We start from the raw sequence: 19,761 nt of genomic DNA on the forward strand, positions 1-19,761 counted from the left end.
ATGAGTGTAGATAAGGTGCCTGAGCTTCGCTTTGAGGGGTTTAGTGGGGAGTGGGAGGAGAAAATATTGGGCGAGCAGGTTCAGTTAGAAAATGGATTCGCTTTTCAAAGTAAATACTTTAAAAAAAGCCCCACTGAAGTCATAGTTCTTACGCCAGGCAGCGTAAATATTGGCGGTGGATTTCAAGCAGGCAAAGGTCAATACTACGATATAAAACAGGAAGTTTCTCCTAGGTATATATTCAAACCTGACGATATGTTCATAACTATGACAGACTTGACTCCAACAGCTCAAGCCTTGGGATTTCCGGCGATAATCCCAAGAGATAATTACACATACCTTCACAATCAACGGCTTGGCAAATTAGTTGGATTCAAAGGTGATTCAGGTTTTTTGTATAGTTTATTGCGCACTACAAAAAAACAAAAAGAAGTTGTGTCAACTTCTTCAGGGACGACAGTAAAGCACACCTCGCCTGATAAATTTTTGAATCGCTTTTGTTTCTTCCCTAAAAACGAAGAGCAAATCCAGATAGGCGACTACTTTCAAAAGCTCGACAGCCTAATCGACCAACACCAACTAAAGTACAAAAAGCTCAGCAATATTAAAAAAGCCATGCTGGAACGCATGTTCCCCAAACAAGGCGAAACCATTCCAGAAATCCGCTTTAAAGGGTTTAGTGGGGAATGGGAGGAGAAAGAGCTAGGTGCATTAGCTGAAATTGTTCGCGGCGCAAGCCCTCGGCCTATTGAAGATCCTAAATGGTTTGATAGAAATTCAAGTGTTGGCTGGTTACGTATTAGAGATGTGACCGAGCAAGATGGGCGTATTCACTATTTAGAGCAGAGAATCTCAAAGCTTGGTCAAGAAAAAACTCGTGTATTGAGTGAAAAGCACCTGCTTTTGAGTATAGCCGCGAGTGTTGGTAAGCCTGTAATCAACTATGTTGAAACGGGCGTTCATGATGGCTTCTTGATATTTAAAAAGCCTCGTTTTGAACTTGAGTATATGTATCAGTGGTTAAAATCGTTTGAGGAAAGGTGGCAACAATATGGCCAGCCGGGCAGCCAAGTCAATCTAAACTCCGACATTGTTAAGAGCCAGCTCGTAACTATCCCTTCAAATGAAGAGCAACAGGAAATCGGCAACTACTTCCAAAAGCTCGATGCACTTATAAAACAACACCAACAACAAATCACCAAGCTCAACAACATCAAGCAAGCCTGCTTGAACAAAATGTTTGTCTAGCAGGGAGCGCCACCATGACCACCTTTAAAACCGAAGCAGAATTTGAGCATGCGTTTATTGAGGTACTCACCCACAAAGGGTGGGAGCCTGAAATTTTAAAATGCAAAACCGAAGCCGAGTTACTGCAAAACTGGGCGGATATTTTATTTGAAAATAACAAACAAAAAGACCGCTTAAACGGTGTGCCGCTCACCACCAGCGAAATGCAGCAAATTATTGAGCAAATAAAAGAACTCAAAACACCGCTAAAACTTAACGGTTTAATTAACGGCAAAACCGTCGCCATTAAGCGCGATAACCCAGCAGATGCATTGCATGTGGGCAAAGAAGTCAGCCTAAAAATTTACGACCGCCAAGAAATAGCCGCTGGCCAAAGCCGTTACCAAATTGTGCAACAACCCAAGTTTGAACGCGGCAGCCAGTTGCGTAACGACCGCCGTGGCGATGTGCTGTTACTCATTAACGGTATGCCGGTGATCCATGTGGAGCTAAAGCGCAGCGGCATTCCGGTCAGCCAAGCGGTGAACCAGATTGAAAAATACAGCGCCGAGGGCATTTTTAGCGGACTGTTTGCGCTGATCCAAGTCTTTGTGGCCATGGAGCCAAACGAAGCCAAATATTTTGCCAACCCCGGCATGGATGGCAAATTTAACCCGGACTACCAATTCAACTGGGCAGATTTTAATAACGAGCCAGTCAACCACTGGAAAGACATTGCCTCCACGCTACTCTCTATCCCCATGGCGCATCAGCTGATTGGCTTTTACACCGTAGCGGATGATACCGATGGCGTACTTAAGGTCATGCGCAGTTACCAGTATTACGCCGCCAATGCCATCTCCGATAAAGTGGCAAAAACCAACTGGCAGCAACTGGGCAGTATTAGCAATAACCCAGAGCGTTTGGGGGGCTATGTGTGGCATACCACCGGCTCTGGCAAAACCATGACCAGCTTTAAATCTGCGCAACTCATTGCCCAATCAAAAGATGCCGATAAAGTGGTATTTTTAATGGATCGCATTGAGTTAGGCACCCAATCACTGGCGGAATACAACAATTTTGCCGGCGATGGCGAAGAGGTACAGGCCACCGAAAACACCGATGTACTCATTACCAAACTCAAAAGCAGCGACCCCGCCCAAACCTTAATTGTTAGCTCGATTCAAAAAATGAGTAATATTTTTGACGCGATAGATGATGAAGGCACGGCCACTAACGCGGCGGATATTGAAAAAATCCGCGCTAAACGCTTGGTGTTTATTATTGACGAAGCGCATCGCTCCACCTTTGGCGATATGCTCATCACCATCAAGCGCACCTTTCCCCGCGCGTTATTTTTTGGCTTTACCGGCACGCCCATTCAAGAAGAAAACGAAAAAAGCGGCAATACCACCAGCACCGTATTCGGTAACGAACTGCACCGTTACAGCATTGCCGATGGTATTCGCGATGGCAACGTGCTGGGTTTTGACCCGTATAAAGTCAGCACCTTTAGAGACAAAGACATTCGCCAAGCAGTAGCCCTTGAACAAGCCAAAGCCGATTCCGTTGCCGATGCGATGGAAACCCCGGCCAAAAAGCAAAAGTTCAATCACTTTATGAATGACGTACCTATGGCCGGCCATAAAGACGCCACTGGCAAGTACCATAAAGGCATAGAAGACTATGTGCCTAAAACTCAATATTTAACCGAGCTCCACCAATCCAAGGTGGTGGATGACATTCTGCAAAATTGGGACGTACTCAGCCAAGCCAATAAGTTTCACGCTATTTTGGCCACCAACAGCATTGCCGAAGCCATTGATTATTACCGCCGCTTAAAAGCCGCCAAACCCGAACTTAAAATATCCGCTTTGTTCGACCCCAACATTGATAACGACGGCAGTGGCGACCGTGGCCCCACCTTTAAAGGTGACGGCTTAGAAGAAATTGTTAGCGACTACAATGTGCGTTACGGCCACGATTTTGATTTTGCTAAGCACGCAGCCTTTAAAAAAGATTTAGCCGCCCGCCTTGCCCATAAAAAACCTTATGAGCGTATTCATACCGAACCTGCAAAGCAGTTGGATTTGCTGATTGTGGTAGATCAAATGCTCACGGGGTTTGACTCCAAATGGCTCAACACCTTGTATTTAGATAAGGTGATTAAATACCAAAATATTATTCAGGCCTTCTCGCGCACCAACCGTTTATTTGGCCCCGACAAACCCCACGGCACCATTCGCTATTACCGCTACCCGCACACCATGGAGCAGCACATTAACGATGCGGTAAAACTCTATTCCGGCGACCGCCCCATTGGTTTATTCGTGGATCGCCTTGATAGCAACCTTGAAGCCATGAATGAACTGGCGACAGAGATTACCAAGTTATTTGTAAATAGCGGCGCGCAAAATTTTGAAAAACTACCTGAAGATGCTGCCGCTTGTGCAAAATTTGCCGATTTATTTAAAACCTTTAACCAGCATTTAGAAGCGGCCAAAGTGCAAGGCTTGCATTGGGATAACCTTACCCACCCCAGTGGTGAAAATAATGAACGTGAGGTAACACTGGCGATAGGCGAACAAACCTATTTAAGCCTTGCTCTGCGCTATAAAGAATTGGCCAGCAAAGCTGAAAGTACTGGTAGTAGCGGTGGCGACGTGCCCTTTGATATTAGCGGTTACCTTACTGAAATTGACACTGGTAAAATTGACTCTGATTACATGAACAGCCGCTTTGATAAATACTTAAAAGAGCTGAACCAGCACCAAGATCAAGCCAGCATTGAAAACACACTAAACGAGCTGCATAAGTCGTTTTCATCGCTCACTCAGGTTGAACAAAAATACGCTAAATTATTCTTGCATGACTTGCAGCGCGGCGATGCGCAATTAAGAGAAGACTACAGTTTTAGAGACTACGTCAACGATTACAAAGGTAACGCGGAAAATGCGCGATTAAACGCGGTAGTGAACGCCTTAGGTCTAGATAAAAACCTGCTTACAGCATTAACGGCATACAATGTTAACGAGAAAAACCTAAACAACTTTGGCCGTTTTGATGCGTTAAAAGAAACAGTGGACAAGGCGAAAGCCAAAGCCTATTTTGAGAAAATAGACGGCGTGGCTATACCGCCCTTTAAGCTGAACATACGCATTGATAAGTTTTTAAAACTGTTTATTTTTGCACAAGCGGATGAAATTTTAATCGATATACCTGCCCATTTAGCTGATCGTGCTGCCGCCTCAGTACCTACACCTTTGGTTTTGGGTTCGGTAAAATTATTTCAGGCCTCCCAAGTGTCTACACTTGAAAATACCCAGGAGTTATGCAGTATCACCTTTAGAACAGAACTACCTTATGAGGATAATCCTGCATCATTACTCACGACAGGTTGTTATTCAGAATTAAAAGCACTTGGCATTGTTTCGTCGGGCGTGTTAGATGCAACCATTGTCGCCCTTCTTGAGCTTGAACTAACCACAAAAGAACTGGAACTACCATTATACGAAGAAGGAAAAAGTGGCATAGTCTGGGCACTGAAAGAGGCGCGAGAAGGTAGCGTTTACAACGAATTCATGGCCTATGCCGTGCAAGTGATAGGTGATGAAAGCCTTCGAACCTACATTGAAAGTGGCATCTACGATGTTGCCAAAATGGGTTTTGGCGCAGCGTTTATTTCATTACCCAAAGTTTTAATCGCAAAATTAAAGAAAGAACGAAGAATAACGCAAGCACTGAATACAGAAAACAAGTCTATTAAAGCCGCGGTAAATGTGGTTGATTACCGAATTAACCCCAAGTTGGCAGAGAGATGGAAAGTCAATGTGCATTAATGCCAGAGAGCTCGCCATACTAAGGAAGCAGTTTTCACCATGTAGCTCGAGCCAGACCTACGCGGCCGCCGCTGAGTCCAGTCATCATGGAGCGGCTGTCTGGATCGGTCAGTGAGACCTGTTTATCCGGCGACTCATTGAACTGGGTTTCGATAGCTTGAAGCTCCTTCATTTGAGTTTTGAGCTTGGCGATTTTCTCTTCCAGCCGCACGGCGCTGGGCTCGGTAGCCGTGGGTTATTGCCCATCGGCAGTATCGAGTGCCGCCAGGTAACGATTGATACTCGATTCAATTTCTTCCATGCGCCGTTTCAGTTTGGCGCTGGTGAAATTGCGGTCGCGGTTGTTGACTGCTTTGAATTTACCGCCATCGATGGCAACCAGATTTTCTCCAAACAATCCCAACTGCTGACACAGCACAACGAACTGGCGACAGACGCCTCGGATGGCCTTGCTGCTTTCTTTTCGGAAGTTGGCGATGGTCTTGAAGTCCGGCATCAAACGTCCGGTCAATCACATCAGTTCGACGTTACGTTGGGCTTCTCGCTCCAGCTGTCGGCTCGACTGGATGCGGTTGAGATAGCCGTAGATGTAGATCTTCAGCAAGATCGCGGGGTGGTAACCCGGCCGGCCAGTATCAGCTGGGATGGCACCTTCAAAACCCATATTGACCAGGTCCAGTTCGTCGACGAAGACGTTGACTACGCGGACCGGATTGGTATCGCTGACGTATTCGTCGAGGCTCTCGGGAAGTAAGGTGCCTTGGCCTCGATGTTCACCTTGGATAAAGCGCTTCATGGGCGATCCCAGCGATGAAATCCTCAGAAATCATAGCAAGGGTTCGCGAAGGCGTTTTTACACACTCTGGGCCGAAAGTGGCTAATCGTGAACGGCTGCTACTTTTTTTAGATAAACGCAGCCTCGATAAACACTTCCAGCGCCTTGTCTTCAAGTATTTCGATAGAGAAGTGCCCGAAGCGCTTTGGCAACCAGATGATACGTGCCCCACACGGGGATTGCAGATTCGCGCGAGCCAATGGCGCTCCATTTTCGTCTTCAGGCTGAACACCGGCGACCATCAATTCGTCATAGGCTTTTTCGATGTCCGGTGTTGAGTAACAGTGGCGGTAAATCATCCGTTCACCCGAAGAGTCCAAAAGCCCCTTCAGATTCCCCGCCAACGGTTTGACCAACATGATCGATCAGCGCAATCGCCTAGTGAAAGGGCAGCCCCCCCGTTCCCAGATAAGCGTTTTGGAGATGCTGGCGTTGAGGATGTGTGCGTAGTAAGCACAGGCTTCCTCAAGATTCTTGACCAGTACATCTATGTGACTGAACTTCAGATCCATTGCATAGCTCCTGTCGAAACGGCACCCATCGTAAACACGACAAGGCGTGTTAGTTCGTCAATGAGTGGCCGATTCTGGCCGGTCTCAGTCTGTCGCCACCTTCATCTTCGGATCGACCGCAGCCTTTATCCCGACAGCTGCAAGAAGATCACCGCTTAATATGGATGCGAAGCAAGGTTGGCAAATCGATTACAAGGGGGTCAATGGAATGCCATTTTGTGAGGTATTCCAATTGGTATTCCGATCAAAATACAAAATAAAAATTAATGATAATAATCAATATTATAAAATGCAGTTTCAGATTACCCCGGCCCACCAAACACGCAATACAAATCAAGCACTTAGCGCTTAGCGCAAGTGCTTTTTTTGTGCCTTTATGGCCGGTTTTGTCTGTAGAGGCCAAGCTTGACGACACCCTCAGCCCGGTAGGCTTCGCCTCATTTCATCGGGCTTCAGCCTGAGCAACAACGATCTCAAGGGGACGGTTGCCGAACTCACCATTCGTCAAGGGCGTGTAGTCGTTGGATCTGATGTTTGTACTCGCACACAAGCTGATAGGTAGTGCTTGCTGTCCCGGTTATCAACGCACCGACGACTCGGCAATCCGCATTGACGTACTGCTCCCATGCCTCCTGCGCCTGCGGAAGCAGGGCCGGAACGCCTTTTGATAGCATTTCCTGCTCGGCGTCCTGCTGAGTAATGACAAGCTTCTCCTGGTACTTCTGTTTCACCGCGTCATTAGCCGCTTGCATCATTACAAGTGCGCACCGTTCGCTATCGTTTGTCGTTCGCGTATTCGGGTTGCTCAAACACCGCTTCCATTCTGCCTCCAGCTTCGCCGCGAATTGGTCCACCGCCCTAGCCAGCTCTTCCTCTCGGCCGACATCGGCATGTGATACGCCGGTCGCAAGCAATCCCGCTATAACAAACACTGTGAACACACGTTTCATGTTTCTCATCCCTGAAGGTGATTAGTAAGCGCCGGCATGCTGCCGGAGATGCAGGCCGCGCACAATCCCTACCCTGCTGCCCTGTTTCGAATGATTAATGGCAAGCATTAAGCCGATCCCCGTCAACAGCAAGTGCCTGACCTTTTCATCTCACGCTGCTCCGAAACAGTTCAGCTGCACAATCGGAGATGCTCCCCCATCCTGTCAGTCCTTTATTCCTTTTTTGCCATAAAAAAGCCCCGCTCGAATCAGCAGGGCTTTTGGGTTAAGCGCGAGTCGGTCAGACCCCGCCCTTCCCCGGCAACGGCTCATCATTCCCACGGCGAGTGGTTGGCTCTTCAGTCACCGGGTCATTCTCGGTGCGCGCGGGCTCGGTCGGGTCTACCTGCGGGTCAGAGACATCGGGCGATTCTTCATTAAAGCCAAGATCCTTATCCGGATCCGTCTGCGCGCTGGTCCCTGTAAGCGAAGTGTCATTAGCCATGAATTCGATCTCCTCGTTTACGTGCGAGTTATCCGCACCATAACCATGAGAAGCCCACTAGCGCGCCAAGTGCCGCGGATTAGACGGGCGGTTTCGAAATCGCCTGCCCATCACACGGCTCACCAACTCGCACGAATGCCGACACTGCCGCTGACTCCCGCCAGTTCATTGCTGTCCAGCTGGGCGGCGTAGTCCACCGCGAAGTACACGCTTACTCCCTTCGCCACGCCAACGATCAAGCCAGCGCCAATGTCGGTGGATGAAGACCTGTGTTGGGTTTTGATCCGGTCGACGCCGTTGTAGGTCACGGTGTCCTTGCCATCCAGCACCTGCCAGACGTTCGCGCGCAGGTAGGGTTCGACGGGCAGATTGTCGATCAGGTAACGGCCCTTCAAGCGCGCGCCGACTCGACTCGTCCAGTAGTCCTGTGAATCAAACGAGACGTCGGAGATGCCGTCGTTCTGGCGGTCGAGGTCGATCCGTTGATGGATAACCTGCACTTGGGGTTCAACGACCCAGCGTTCGGAGACGGCCATCGGGTAGCCCGTTTCCAGAGACAGGCTGATGGCATGGCCGTCGGTGTCGAGCCTGATGCCTTGATCGGACCGACTGCTGCCGCCAAGACGTGTGCCCATGGCGACGGCGTCCAGGTACCAGCCGCCCGGGTCGACCAGGCTCCAATAGGCGCCGAAGTGGTCGCCGTTGATTTTCATGCGGCCGGCTTTTGTGCCCTTGAAGCCTTCGGCGAATCCCTCGACGCTGCCTTGTAACCGGCTCTGGCCGACGAAGACGCCAGCGCGTTGCACCCGGCCGGAATCAGTCGGTGCGACATACAGGTCGTGGCCCACTTGGTAGCCCTTGGTCGACCCATCGAAATGCGGCGAGGCATCGCCGGCCCAGTCCCTGCGTGTATCGCTGCCATACAGCCGCGCCCATCCGCCGGGCGCACCGCTGAGTAGGTTTTGATCGCCCTGACGATCATGAAAAGTGCCCAGCGCTTCACGCGCCATGATCTGCGCAGCCGGCACGAACACCGAATAGATCGGCACTTCCAGGCGATATAACGGGATGGGCTCGGCGCCGGGCGACGCCGTTGGCAATGGTGCCGTTAACGGGGCCGGGATTGGCGAGACAACGGCAGGCGCAACGGAGGGTGTAACCGGAGCAGCAGGCGGTGGGACGGGAGCAAGGGTCGGTGGCTCAACGGCCGGTTCGTCCGGATCGACAGGGACCGGAGGCACTGGCACTGGCACTGGAACGGGAACGGGAACAGGTGTTGGCGTTGGCGTTGGTATAGGCGTTGGTATAGGCGTCGGAATGACAGGCGACGGCGTGACGGGCTGGGGTGTCGGATCCACCACAGGCGGTGCGGTGGGCGGCGGTACGCTCAATGGGCTTCGGACCGCAGCCACCGAAGAGCGCAGGAACCAGCTGTTCTCGGTCCCGGCCGTCACGCCGCCCTTGAACAACTGATAGCGGTAGGCGCCGGCCACGACGCGGTTGCCGAGCACAAAGGCGTCGTTGGTGCTGGTCGCTCCATTGACGGCCTGCACCACTTCGATGCCGTTATCCTGTGTCAGTCCGCCCAGCCCGTTGAGGTTGCTGATGCCCAGCTGGGTGTTGCCGCTGATTGCACCTTGGGACACCACCAGTCGGTCACTGGCCGAGCGGTCGTCGCCTAGAACCGTCTGCAGCAGCAACCGGCCGTTGTTGCCCAGGTAGTTGCCGAACACGGTAAGTGTGTCGGCGGCCACGACGCTGTTGGCGGTCATGTCGACAGTCCCGGCGTTGTTCAACGAGGCGAGCTGCCCTGCGGCGTAAGGGCGAATGGCGCCTTGGGTCACCTCCAGCGCACTGGTGCTGTCGATGTTGAATGTGCCGGTGTTGCTCACGCTGTCGCCAAGAAAGAGGTTGGTGTCGAGCGTGAAACGCGACTGCTCGGTGAGATCAATCGCTTCCCACCCCAGGTAGCGACCGGCCCCGGCGCTGGAGGTCTGGAAAAACGTCAGTTGGTCATTACCCAGTCCGCCGTCTAGCAAAGGGGTCGAACTCAGCGTGCTTTCATTGAGGTTGCTGATTGAGGCGCGATCATTGCCGTCGCCCATCAGCACGGAGGACTGGATCACTCCGCCCCCGTTCCACGCGAACGTGTCGTCGCCGAAGCTGGCGCGGATTTCGCCGGATACCGTCCCGCCGTTCACGCTGATGCTGTCGTTGCCGCCACTGACGCTGATGTTGCCGCCAATGCTGCCGCCCGAAACGACAATGGTGTCGCGGCCGAAACCGGTGACGAGGTTGCCGATGATCCGGCCGCCCGACATGTCGAAAAGATTGTTGTCGAGCTTCATGTCGACGCGGCCAATAGTGCCGCCGCTGAGGGTCGCGACATCACCGTCTTCAAACGCCCCGACGATGGTCCCGCCGCTCATGGAGAACACGTCGCGGCTATCACCCTGCGCCAGTGACTGGAGGGTGCCGCCGCTCATGAAAAAGTTGTCGATACCGGGACCCTGCATGAGGCTGCCGGTGATGGTCCCGGCCTCCATCACCAACACGTTTGTGCCCGCGCCCTGGTTGATGGCGCCCTGCACCCGGCCGGAGCTCATGACAATCCGGTCGGCGCCGTTGCCAAACAGGATGTTGCCCGTCACCACGCCCGTGCCGCCAGCTGGAAACGTCAGCACGTTATCGCCGGCCAGATCGATCAGGCCCGGACTGGTGCTGCTGTCGCATACGTAGTTGTCATTTCCTGTCCCTGACACCAACGTGCAAGCCGCTTCGATCGGCGTGACTGGCAACAGCATTGATACACAAGACACACGGAGAAACTGGCGGAAAAATGCCCGATCGGGCTGTTTCATCACAACGTCCTGCGGAATGACCCGCGTGCTTACATCCCTATAAAGAGCGCACTCAAGCAAGTGCGTCCAATTGTCGCCCTGACAGTACAAGCGAAGGATACAAACCCCGACATGTCAAACGGCGCGAGCCTTATCCACAGGTGCGTTTCGGGAAAACGCCCGTTTAGGCACACGCCTGAAGCCTTCGATCAGCACCGGCTTGTGACCCGGCGACCGCGCCCGGCCGCGGTTGTGACAACGATGACAACGGCGTAGAATCCGCAACATCTCGTCGCATCTCCCCATACTCATAATATTCAGCTGACCGCATGCACCGCCCAGGCACACGCCTCGAGCGGTCTTTCTGCTTGTCGGCGTTTTTCACTGGGGAAACGGCAAACCGAATTCTTCAGGAGGGCATTCGTATTGATGAATACCACTAATGCACACACCGGAAGTTGGCTGAGCGTGATCGCGCTGGCCCTGGCAGCGTTCATCTTCAACACCACGGAATTCGTACCGGTGGGTTTATTGAGCGCCATCGGTCATAGCTTCAACATGACCACCGCCCAAGTCGGTCTGATGCTGACGGTTTATGCGTGGATCGTGTCCCTCACGTCGCTGCCGATGATGCTGATGACCCGCAACATCGAGCGGCGCAAGTTGCTATTGTTTGTGTTTCTGACGTTCATCGCCGCCCATGTGATGTCGAGCCTGTCATCGAGCTTCGGCATGCTGCTGGTCAGTCGCGTCGGTATCGCAGTGGCCCACGCCGTGTTCTGGTCGGTCACCGCATCGCTGGCGGTGCGAGTGGCACCGGAGGGCAAGCAGGTTCAAGCCCTCGGCCTGTTGGCAACCGGCACTGCGCTGGCGATGGTGCTCGGCATTCCGCTGGGACGCGTGCTCGGCGAAGCGCTGGGCTGGCGGGCAACCTTCCTGGCGATTGCCATTGCCTCGGGCCTTACAGTGTTGGTGTTGATGAAGTCGCTGCCGCTGCTGCCGAGCCAGAATTCGGGCTCGTTGCGCAGCCTGCCGATGCTGTTCAAGCGCCCGGCGCTGATGTCGCTCTACCTGCTGACGGCGCTGGTGGTCACGGCGCAGTTCACGGCCTACAGCTACATCGAACCGTTCGCACAGATCGTGGCGAAGATGAATGGCGACATGACCACCGTTATCCTCTTGCTGTTCGGCGGCGCCGGGATCGTCGGGTCGGTGATCTTCAGCCGCTACAACGACCGTTACCCGCGCGGCCTGCTGATCACTGCGATCGGCGCCCTGGCGGCGTGTCTGATTCTGCTGCTGCCGCTGTCCGGCAACTCATCGTCGATGGGTATGCTGAGCGTGGTCTGGGGCATGGCGATCATGTGCTTTGGTCTGGTAATGCAGTCCAAGGTCCTGGCGATGGCGCCGGACGCCACGGACGTGGCCATGGCGCTGCATTCGGGCATCTACAACATCGGCATCGGCGGCGGCGCGCTGTTGGGCAGCGTGGTGATCAGCCAGCTCGGCGTGGCCAACATCGGCCTGGTAGGCGGGATGGTCGCGATCAGTGGTTTGTTGCTGGCGTGCCTGGCGACCCATCGCTATGGCGAAACGATTCGGGCATAAAGACAAAAAGCCGAACACAGTATGGAAGGCGAGAGCGACCGTGATGTCGCTCAAGCTTCCTCGCAAACAGTTGTGTATCCGCCAGACAGCCAGCGTCTGAAACGCCGTATTCGTGAGCGAGCTCACTCCCACATGAACTGCGCTCGCCGCGCCACGGCGAACGATCCATCATTCCCATCGATAACCAACATTCCCCCTAATGCCTTCCGCTCAAAACTGATGGGCGTACCATCGCCCTCACACCCAAACACGAACCGAGGGCAGGAAAAATGATCGTTCATCTCCTTACTTGCTTGACGCTCGCAGCGCTCACCAGCTACGTCGTCGCCCTCAAACTCTTCGATCTGGGATCGGTCTTGATGACCGCGGACGATGAGGACAGTCGTGTTGTGGCACCGGCCAACTAAGGCCAAGTAGCTGACACTTATCAGCACCTTTCACGCTTTCAACGTTCTGTTACATGCGGAGCAATCGACATGACCCGAGACGTCACGTTGCACGTTAATTTTCCAACATTTGGAAAGAACTATTACTCACAACATGTCATCGCCCGCAAGAACAGCCACGGTCTCGTTGAGGACAATCGCTTCGGCGCCTTCATGATGCCCTCGGCGGAAAACCACTTCAGCAATGAGGTGGTGGGCTTCAACGCTTTTATCCTCTCTCTTGAAATGTGCTGATCGTGAAAAACCTCCTGCGTAGTTTTATCCCCCATTCGCTAAACACCCACCCTGCCGAATGGTCGCGTGCCGCCATCGGCGCGTGCCTGGGCATCTTCGTCAGCGCGGTGTTCTGCCGCGAGTTGTATGGCATCGACATCACGCTGCACCTGCTGGGGCCGGTGGGCGCGTCGGCGGTGCTGCTGTTCGCGGTGTCGACCGGCGCGCTCGCTCAACCGTGGGCGATCCTCGGCAGTTACCTGATCGCCGCGCTGGTGGCGCTGTTGTCCATCAGGCTGCTCGGCAACACCATTAACGCCGCTAGCCTGGCGGTCTGCTCGTCCATCCTGCTCATGTGCGTGCTCCGCTGTTTGCACCCGCCCGCTGCTGCGGTCGCGATCTGCATCGTCACCTCGAAGAACGAGCTGTCGCCCATGGGCCTTCAAGTGCTTGGCCCGGTGATGCTCAACGCAGTGTGTCTGCTGGCTGGCGCGCTGATCTACAACAACCTGACCAGGGTGCGTTACCCCAAGGCGCAGGCCAGTGAGCTGCCGGCGCCCGAACAGGTGCCACTCAACAGCGACGGCTTCAACGCTGAAGATCTCGACAAGGCGCTGGAGGAAACGGGCGAGTTCGTCGATGTTTCTCGCGAGGACCTTGAGGAGATTCTGCACAAGACCGAAGCCCATGCGCTGCGACGCAACCGTTCCGATATCGACGCCGCCCGGATTCTCTCGCGCAGTACGCAAAGCCTCTCGCTGGATCATTCGATGGCTGACGCGATGAAAATGCTCGCCAAAAATGACAGCAAATACCTGCCGGTGCTGGATGGTGACAAGAAGGTGGTGGGCATCATCACGCTGGTCAACTGATAGCCAGCGTCGGGCACCCACTGGCAGAAATCCGGAATCTGAGGTCTGATGCACAAGGCTCGTACCGATAACGAGCCACACCCCTACTTCTGCGGAAACCCACATGAAACACGCCCTGCTTGCCGGCTTGCTCCTGACTGCATGTGCCCTGCCCTTCACGGCAAATGCCAACGACGACAACAATCAGTGCCAGATGAACCTGAGCAAGGTTCGTGACGCGAAAGTCGCCAATCCCCATCTCAGCGATGCGGTCAAAAGCGATATCGACACGACCGTGCACCGCGCCGAAGCGGCCCTGGCGCGGCACAACGATGACGGCGGGCGTGAATGTGTGGCGCTGACGCAGCAAGCGCTGCAGAAGGCCCAGAGCAACTGAGCCGGAGGGGCGCCAGACGGCTCACCCCTTCCAGCGCTGCAGTTATTTCAAGACCAGCATCCGATACACCCCCGCTTCGCTTTCAATCCCGTGGGTGTCGTGGGTGAAGCCGGGGAATGACCGATCGAAGCCTTCCAGCGCCCGAAGATAGGCCAGCAACGGCCCATCTGCAGGGCCCGCGTTTTCCCCGGGCATCAGCAGCGGAATGCCAGGCGGATAAGGCACGATGCCAGTCGCGGCAATTCGTCCGGCGGCCTCTTCCAGGGTGACCTGCTCTACCTCGTTTTTGACTAACTTCTCGTACGCCTCCACCGGGCTGAATTCGGCCTTGGGCAACGTGCCGAACGCCTTCGACATGGCCGCTGTGGTCTTGGTCTCTTTCATCGCGGCGAAAATGTCCTCTGCCAGATCTTTCAAGCCCATGCCGGCATAGCGCTGCTGGTTCGCCGTCAGCAATTCGGGCAGGCAAAGCTCCAGTTCCAGGTTGGTGTCGTAGTCGCGCTTGAAGTCGAGCAACGCGTTGACCAGCGTGCCCCACTTGCCCTTGGTGATCCCGATCGAGAACAGGAAAAGGATGGTGAAGTCGGTGGTCTTCTCAACGATGATGCCTTGGTGCCCCAGGTAGGCACTGAGCAAGCAGGCCGGAATGCCGAAGTCCAGCAGGTTGCCGTCATCACCCATCCCCGGGCTGAGGATGGACACTTTGATCGGGTCCAGCATGCAGTAGCCGTCTTCGATGTCGCCGAAGCCGTGCCACACCTCGTTGGGGTGCAAGACCCAGCAGTTCGGGTCAGTCTTGAGCCGAACCGGATCGACTTCGTGAAACGCAATCGCCGTGGCCCCGACCTGCACCGTAGGCGGCTGCCAGCAAGAGAAGAACCAGTCGTCCTGGCTCAGCATGTCGGTCTGCATGCGCGAAATGACCTGACGGAACGCCACCGCTTCTTCGATGGATTCGTTGGTCAGAATCTGGCCACTAGGCGCCTCCATCATCGCCGAGCTGACGTCACAGGACGCCATGATCGCGTAATTGGGCGAGGTCGACGCGTGCATCATGTAGGACTCGTTGAACCGCCCGTGGGGAATCGGGTTGCGGCCGTTACGGACATGAATCATCGAGGCCTGGGACAGCGCCGCGAGCAGCTTGTGAGTCGACTGCGTGGCGAACACGGTGGGTTTGGACGGATCGTGATCATCCGGGCTGCCGTGCATGGCGAAGCGATCCTTGTACAGCGGGTTGAACCGGGCATAGCCGTACCAGGCTTCGTCGAAATGCAGCCGGTCAACGCTCTGCCCCAGCAGCTCTTCAACGCGGGTGACGTTGTAGGTCAGGCCGTCGTAGGTGGAGTTGGTGACAATGGCATGCACCGGCGTCGGGTCGATGTGGCTTTTGACCAGCGGGTTGCTGGCGATGGCGGCTTTGACGCTCTCGGCGCTCAAGGTCTGCGGCAGGATCGGGCCGATGATGCCGAAGCGGTTGCGCGTGGGCACCAGGTAGGTGGGGATGGCGCCGGACAGCGTCATCGCGTGTTCGGCAGACTTATGACAGTTGCGGTCGCACAGGGCGATCTGGTCCCGGGTGACGCTGGCCATCAGGATCACCCGGTTGGACATCGACGAGCCGTTGGTCACGTAGTAGGTGCGATGGGCGCCAAACACCTTCGCCGCATAGCGCTCGCCCTGGCCAATCGGGCCGCTATGATCGAGCAACGAGCCGAGTTCGCCGACGGAAATCGACAGATCGGAGCGCAGGAGGTTCTCGCCAAAAAACTCGTAGAAGGCTCGGCCTGCCGTGCTTTTCAGAAAGGCCGTACCGCCGGCGTGGCCCGGGGTGTGCCAGGAGTATTCGTAGCTGCGGGCAAACTTCAGCAGCGCACCGAACATCGGTGGCAACACCGCCTGACGGTAGCGTTCGATGGCCGCCATGATGCGTCCGCTGAGAAAGCGGCTGGTGTCCTCCGGCAGCCAGATGAAGTCATCGGCGTGCTGCATGACGATCAACGGCACACTCGATGCCGTGCTGCGATCGCTGATCAGAAACACCGGCACCCGCGTGTTGCGCTCACGCAGCGTGGTGAGCAGATCGATGCATTGCTTGTGGTCGTCGCTGCTGTCCATTTCCCAACTGAGCAACACACACTGGATCGCCGGATCGGTGCTGAGGATCGACTTCGCGTCGCTGAGGCTTTCGGAGGTCAGCACGCTGATGGCGCGGTCTTCTACATCGCTGATCAGCTGGATCAGGGCCCGGCCGAACACGCTGCGTTTGTCGGGCTGGCTGCTGACCAGCAGCGCCAGCATGCCGAGCAGGTGTCTGTTGTCGCTCATGGTCGAGTCTCCAGGGTGGCCAGGTTCAGGTTGTTGACGGGGATCGGCTCGCCGACGATGTGCTGCGCGGAAACGGTCTGGGTCGGCACGCTGTTGTTAAGCGCTTCAAGCTTGATCAGGCGCGTGTTGACGAAGCCGAACAGGGTGTAGCCGACGATGGTCGCCACACCGCCAAGCATCAACGCCTCGGCGCCGGAGCTGTACAGCGCCAGATAGCTGTACGCGGTGGCGATCCCGGCGACGATGTTGGTGATGAGGGCTTTTTGCGGCGGTACGTTGGAGACCTTTTGCAGGGTCATCAGCGTGGCCATCGACAGGATGTACGGCACCAGGTTGGTGACCACCGCAAGGTTGACCAGTGTGTCGAACTGCTTGGCCAGGTCAGGGCTGATGGTCAGCAGCGCCAGGGCGGTCTGGATCGCCAGCAGGATCAGCATGCTGATGATGGGCACCCCGTGCTTGTTGGCTTTGGCGAAGATCGGCAGGAAATAACCGGTGTCTGCCGAGCTTTTGAACACCTGCGCCACCGTGAACTGCCAGCCCAACAGCGAGCCGACGCAGGCGAGCACCATGAGCCCCATGATGATGTCGCCGATCATGGGGTTGAACATCCTGGCGAACACCAGCCCGAACGGCGCCGTTGAGGAAACCAGTGCCGCGTTGTCGACGATGCCGGCAATGACGTTGGTGGAGACGATGTAAATCACTGCTGCGCCGAGTGTCCCGCCGAGCACTGCGATGGGCACATTCTTTTCGGGGTTCTCCACCGCATCGCCGTTGGCGCACGCCGACTCCAGGCCGAGAAATGCCCACAGGGTAATCGCTACCGAAGCGCCCGCTGCCTCGTACCAGGTTTTGTCGTGGGGATTCCATCCGGCCGCGTACGTGCTGCTGTCGAACCAGAACCAGCCGATCGTCGAAACCAGCACCACGGGCGCAATAACGCCCCATACGGTCACCGCGCCAATCTTGCCGGTAATACGTGCGCCGCCGAAGTTGGCGAACGTGGTGATCCATAACAGCGCGATGGTGGCCAGGCCGACTTGAAGCGAACCCAACTTGATATCGAACAGCGTCTGTATATATCCAACTGCGGTGATACTGATGGCCACGTTGGCAATCAACAACGACAAACCGTAGGTGTAGTTGGTGATGTAGTTACCTGATTTACCGAAGGTGTATTCCGCGTATCCACCCATGCCGCCGGTCTTGCGACTGAGCATGCCGCACCGCGCAAAAGCGTAGGCCAAAGCCAGCGAACCGGTGGCCGTAATCAGCCAGGACAGGATGGAAATGCCGCCCACCTCGGCGAGTTTGGTGGGCAATAGCACAATGCCGGACCCGAGCATGTTGACCGCAGTCAACATCGTGAGCTGACCGACGCTCATTTTCTTAGCGACTGACATTCCGTTGCCCTGTTTGCAAAAGGTGAGAGGATTTAGCTATAGCAAAGGATTGTTGTTAATCAAGAAAACAGCGTCTTGTTAATCAAGAACGGCCGGCCGCTAGTTGCTGGCGACAAGCCATCTTTACTTGGGCTAATTATGTGTTTGAAGGGTGAATAACGTTAAGAAGAACTGTCAGTTCAGAGGGATGGCGGCGTCTTGCCGAAGGCAAAAGAGGATAGCGTCAAGGACCGGAGGGGTATTGATCTATATCAATCAGTGGTCAGGTAGCGAAGCGGCAACGCCGGTCAATTCGGACAGGTCTTTTTGGACCAAGCGAAGCGAGGGCTGAACAGGCGGGAGCCGGCTTGCCGGCTCCCGACGTTTCAAACGAATAACGTGATCAGCGCAAACCCGACGTACCAGACGATGGCCGAGCGGATGAGCAGTTCCCACAGCACGTCGAGGCTGTTGACGCCCTCGACGCCCACCACGGGCGCAGGAACCTCGCCAGCAACGCAGCCGACTTTGCTGATCAGGCGGGAGGCGCTGATGTTCCAGTTGAGCAGTTCGCTGAGCATCACCCGGCTGACCGCGACGAAGTTGCCCACTAGCGCAAAGCTGGCGGCCAGCAAGCGCACGGGCACCCAGTCAAAGGCATGCCTTGCCTGTGTCGCACGCTCGACCAGTGCCGGGGTTTTGCCGTGCTCCGAGGCGAGGGCCAGTAAGCGGTAGGCCAACGCCGCAACAGGGCCGAGCACGAAATACCAGAAAATCACCGCAAAAAAGCCCTGATAAATCTGCCACAGCAAATATGTCTGAGCGCCGCCCAGTAGCTGTTCTTCATTCTCGGCCTGGACCCCAAGGTCGCGTTCGGCAACCAGCACCGCCGCTTCCTGATCGCCTCGACGGCAGGCATCTCGAAACGAGCCGAGCGCGGCTTTGACGTCGCCACGGCCGAGGCTGTAAATCAGCACCAGCAAGTGGATCGGCAGCGCGAGCCAGCCGTAGGCCACCGAGCCGACAATCACCAATGCCAGGGCAAGGACCACCAAAGGCAGCACAACCGTCACCATTAAAATCCACCACGGTCGCTTGGCTGAGCGTGGATTGGATTCCAACCGGCTCAATTGATTGAGCCATGGCCCGTCGCGCTGAATGCGCTGGCGCAGGGCCGAAAACTTCTCGATCCAGACCGCCAGCAGCAAAACCAGAAAACTCATTAGCTGCTCCTCACTTCAAACGTCCAGGGCGGCACGAAACCGCTCCCAGTCAAAACACGGACCCGGATCGGTCTTGCGCCCCGGTGCAATGTCGCTGTGACCGCATATGCGTTGCCCCGTGATCGCTGGCCACGCCGCCTGCAACTGGCGGGTCAACTCGATCAGCGCCTCATACTGCGCGCCGGTGAAAGGTTGATCATCCGTGCCTTCAAGCTCGATGCCAACGGAAAAGTCATTGCACGTCTCGCGACCGTCGAAGATCGAGACACCTGCGTGCCAGGCACGGTCGAGGCACGACACGAATTGAGTGATCGCTCCATCGCGCTCAATCAGGAAATGCGCAGACACCCGCAGTTCGGCGATGCCTTCAAAGTAAGGGTGTTCTGTGACGTCCAGCCGATTCTGAAAAAACGCCTGGACCTTGCCGGTCTTGAACTGCGCGGGCGGCAGGCTGATGTTGTGAATCACCAGCAACGAAATTTCGTTATCAGGCCGGGCATTGAAATTGGGTGAAGGGCAATGCTGCGCGCCGTGGCACCAGCCGGTGGCAGGGTCCAGATGCATGGGAAATCCTTAGGGCGTGAAACAACAGCGCGCAGTATGCCCGCGACGGGAAAGGATGT

Annotated in this window: 13 protein-coding genes and 2 pseudogenes; 6 read left to right on the forward strand and 9 right to left on the reverse strand. The window is 55.4% G+C overall.

The window, feature by feature from the left end:
- Complete coding sequence (locus M1E04_RS21115; RefSeq protein ID WP_161755787.1) at window positions 1-1,248, forward strand: restriction endonuclease subunit S; 1,248 nt, start codon at window positions 1-3, stop codon at window positions 1,246-1,248.
- A gap of 14 nt (window positions 1,249-1,262) precedes the next feature.
- Window positions 1,263-5,066, forward strand: coding sequence for a type I restriction endonuclease subunit R (locus tag M1E04_RS21120; RefSeq protein WP_456291984.1), 3,804 nt, complete (start codon window positions 1,263-1,265; stop codon window positions 5,064-5,066).
- A 67-nt stretch (window positions 5,067-5,133) separates the two neighbouring features.
- Here the strand turns inward: M1E04_RS21120 and M1E04_RS21125 are convergent.
- From M1E04_RS21125 to M1E04_RS21145, 5 genes and pseudogenes are all read right to left on the reverse strand, one after another.
- Window positions 5,134-5,862, reverse strand: a pseudogene (locus M1E04_RS21125) (transposase); the annotation flags it as partial.
- A 107-nt stretch (window positions 5,863-5,969) separates the two neighbouring features.
- Window positions 5,970-6,413, reverse strand: a pseudogene (locus M1E04_RS21130) (VOC family protein).
- A gap of 494 nt (window positions 6,414-6,907) precedes the next feature.
- Entirely contained in the window at window positions 6,908-7,363 is a 456-nt protein-coding gene (locus M1E04_RS21135) for a lysozyme inhibitor LprI family protein (RefSeq protein WP_192133087.1), read from the reverse strand.
- A 280-nt stretch (window positions 7,364-7,643) separates the two neighbouring features.
- Window positions 7,644-7,847 carry a DUF6021 family protein gene (locus M1E04_RS21140; protein ID WP_122535404.1) on the reverse strand — a complete coding sequence of 68 codons (204 nt, stop codon included), beginning with the start codon at window positions 7,845-7,847 and terminating at the stop codon, window positions 7,644-7,646.
- Window positions 7,848-7,966: 119 nt separating this feature from the next.
- Entirely contained in the window at window positions 7,967-10,651 is a 2,685-nt protein-coding gene (locus M1E04_RS21145; protein ID WP_456293222.1) for an autotransporter family protein, read from the reverse strand.
- A 465-nt stretch (window positions 10,652-11,116) separates the two neighbouring features.
- On the opposite strand from M1E04_RS21145, the gene M1E04_RS21150 reads away from it, so the two are divergent.
- The 4 genes from M1E04_RS21150 to M1E04_RS21165 all read left to right on the forward strand — a co-directional run bounded on the left by M1E04_RS21150 (window position 11,117) and on the right by M1E04_RS21165 (window position 14,202).
- Window positions 11,117-12,295, forward strand: coding sequence for a sugar transporter (locus M1E04_RS21150; protein WP_456291985.1), 1,179 nt, complete (start codon window positions 11,117-11,119; stop codon window positions 12,293-12,295).
- Window positions 12,296-12,771: 476 nt separating this feature from the next.
- Window positions 12,772-12,975 carry a hypothetical protein gene (locus M1E04_RS21155; RefSeq protein WP_455913821.1) on the forward strand — a complete coding sequence of 68 codons (204 nt, stop codon included), beginning with the start codon at window positions 12,772-12,774 and terminating at the stop codon, window positions 12,973-12,975.
- Between the two features lie 2 nt (window positions 12,976-12,977).
- On the forward strand, window positions 12,978-13,826 hold the full coding sequence (locus M1E04_RS21160) for an HPP family protein (protein ID WP_296310631.1): 849 nt from the start codon (window positions 12,978-12,980) through the stop codon (window positions 13,824-13,826).
- 103 nt (window positions 13,827-13,929) lie between these two features.
- On the forward strand, window positions 13,930-14,202 hold the full coding sequence (locus M1E04_RS21165) for a hypothetical protein (protein WP_065987633.1): 273 nt from the start codon (window positions 13,930-13,932) through the stop codon (window positions 14,200-14,202).
- Window positions 14,203-14,244: 42 nt separating this feature from the next.
- Here M1E04_RS21165 and M1E04_RS21170 read toward each other — a convergent pair whose 3' ends face one another.
- The 4 genes from M1E04_RS21170 to ampD all read right to left on the reverse strand — a co-directional run bounded on the left by M1E04_RS21170 (window position 14,245) and on the right by ampD (window position 19,702).
- A complete protein-coding gene (locus M1E04_RS21170; RefSeq protein ID WP_065987634.1) occupies window positions 14,245-16,530 on the reverse strand; it encodes an Orn/Lys/Arg family decarboxylase in 2,286 nt (761 codons plus the stop codon).
- Entirely contained in the window at window positions 16,527-17,936 is a 1,410-nt protein-coding gene (gene potE / locus M1E04_RS21175; protein WP_296310635.1) for a putrescine-ornithine antiporter, read from the reverse strand. The genes M1E04_RS21170 and potE overlap by 4 nt, the downstream gene beginning before the upstream one ends.
- A 365-nt stretch (window positions 17,937-18,301) precedes the next feature.
- Entirely contained in the window at window positions 18,302-19,138 is an 837-nt protein-coding gene (gene ampE, locus M1E04_RS21180; protein WP_065987636.1) for a regulatory signaling modulator protein AmpE, read from the reverse strand.
- Between the two features lie 15 nt (window positions 19,139-19,153).
- Window positions 19,154-19,702: a 1,6-anhydro-N-acetylmuramyl-L-alanine amidase AmpD gene (gene ampD, locus M1E04_RS21185; protein WP_192133102.1), complete on the reverse strand. Its 549-nt coding sequence runs from the start codon at window positions 19,700-19,702 to the stop codon at window positions 19,154-19,156.
- Window positions 19,703-19,761: the final 59 nt, after the last annotated feature.

Source organism: Pseudomonas sp. AK106 (genome assembly GCF_053903055.1).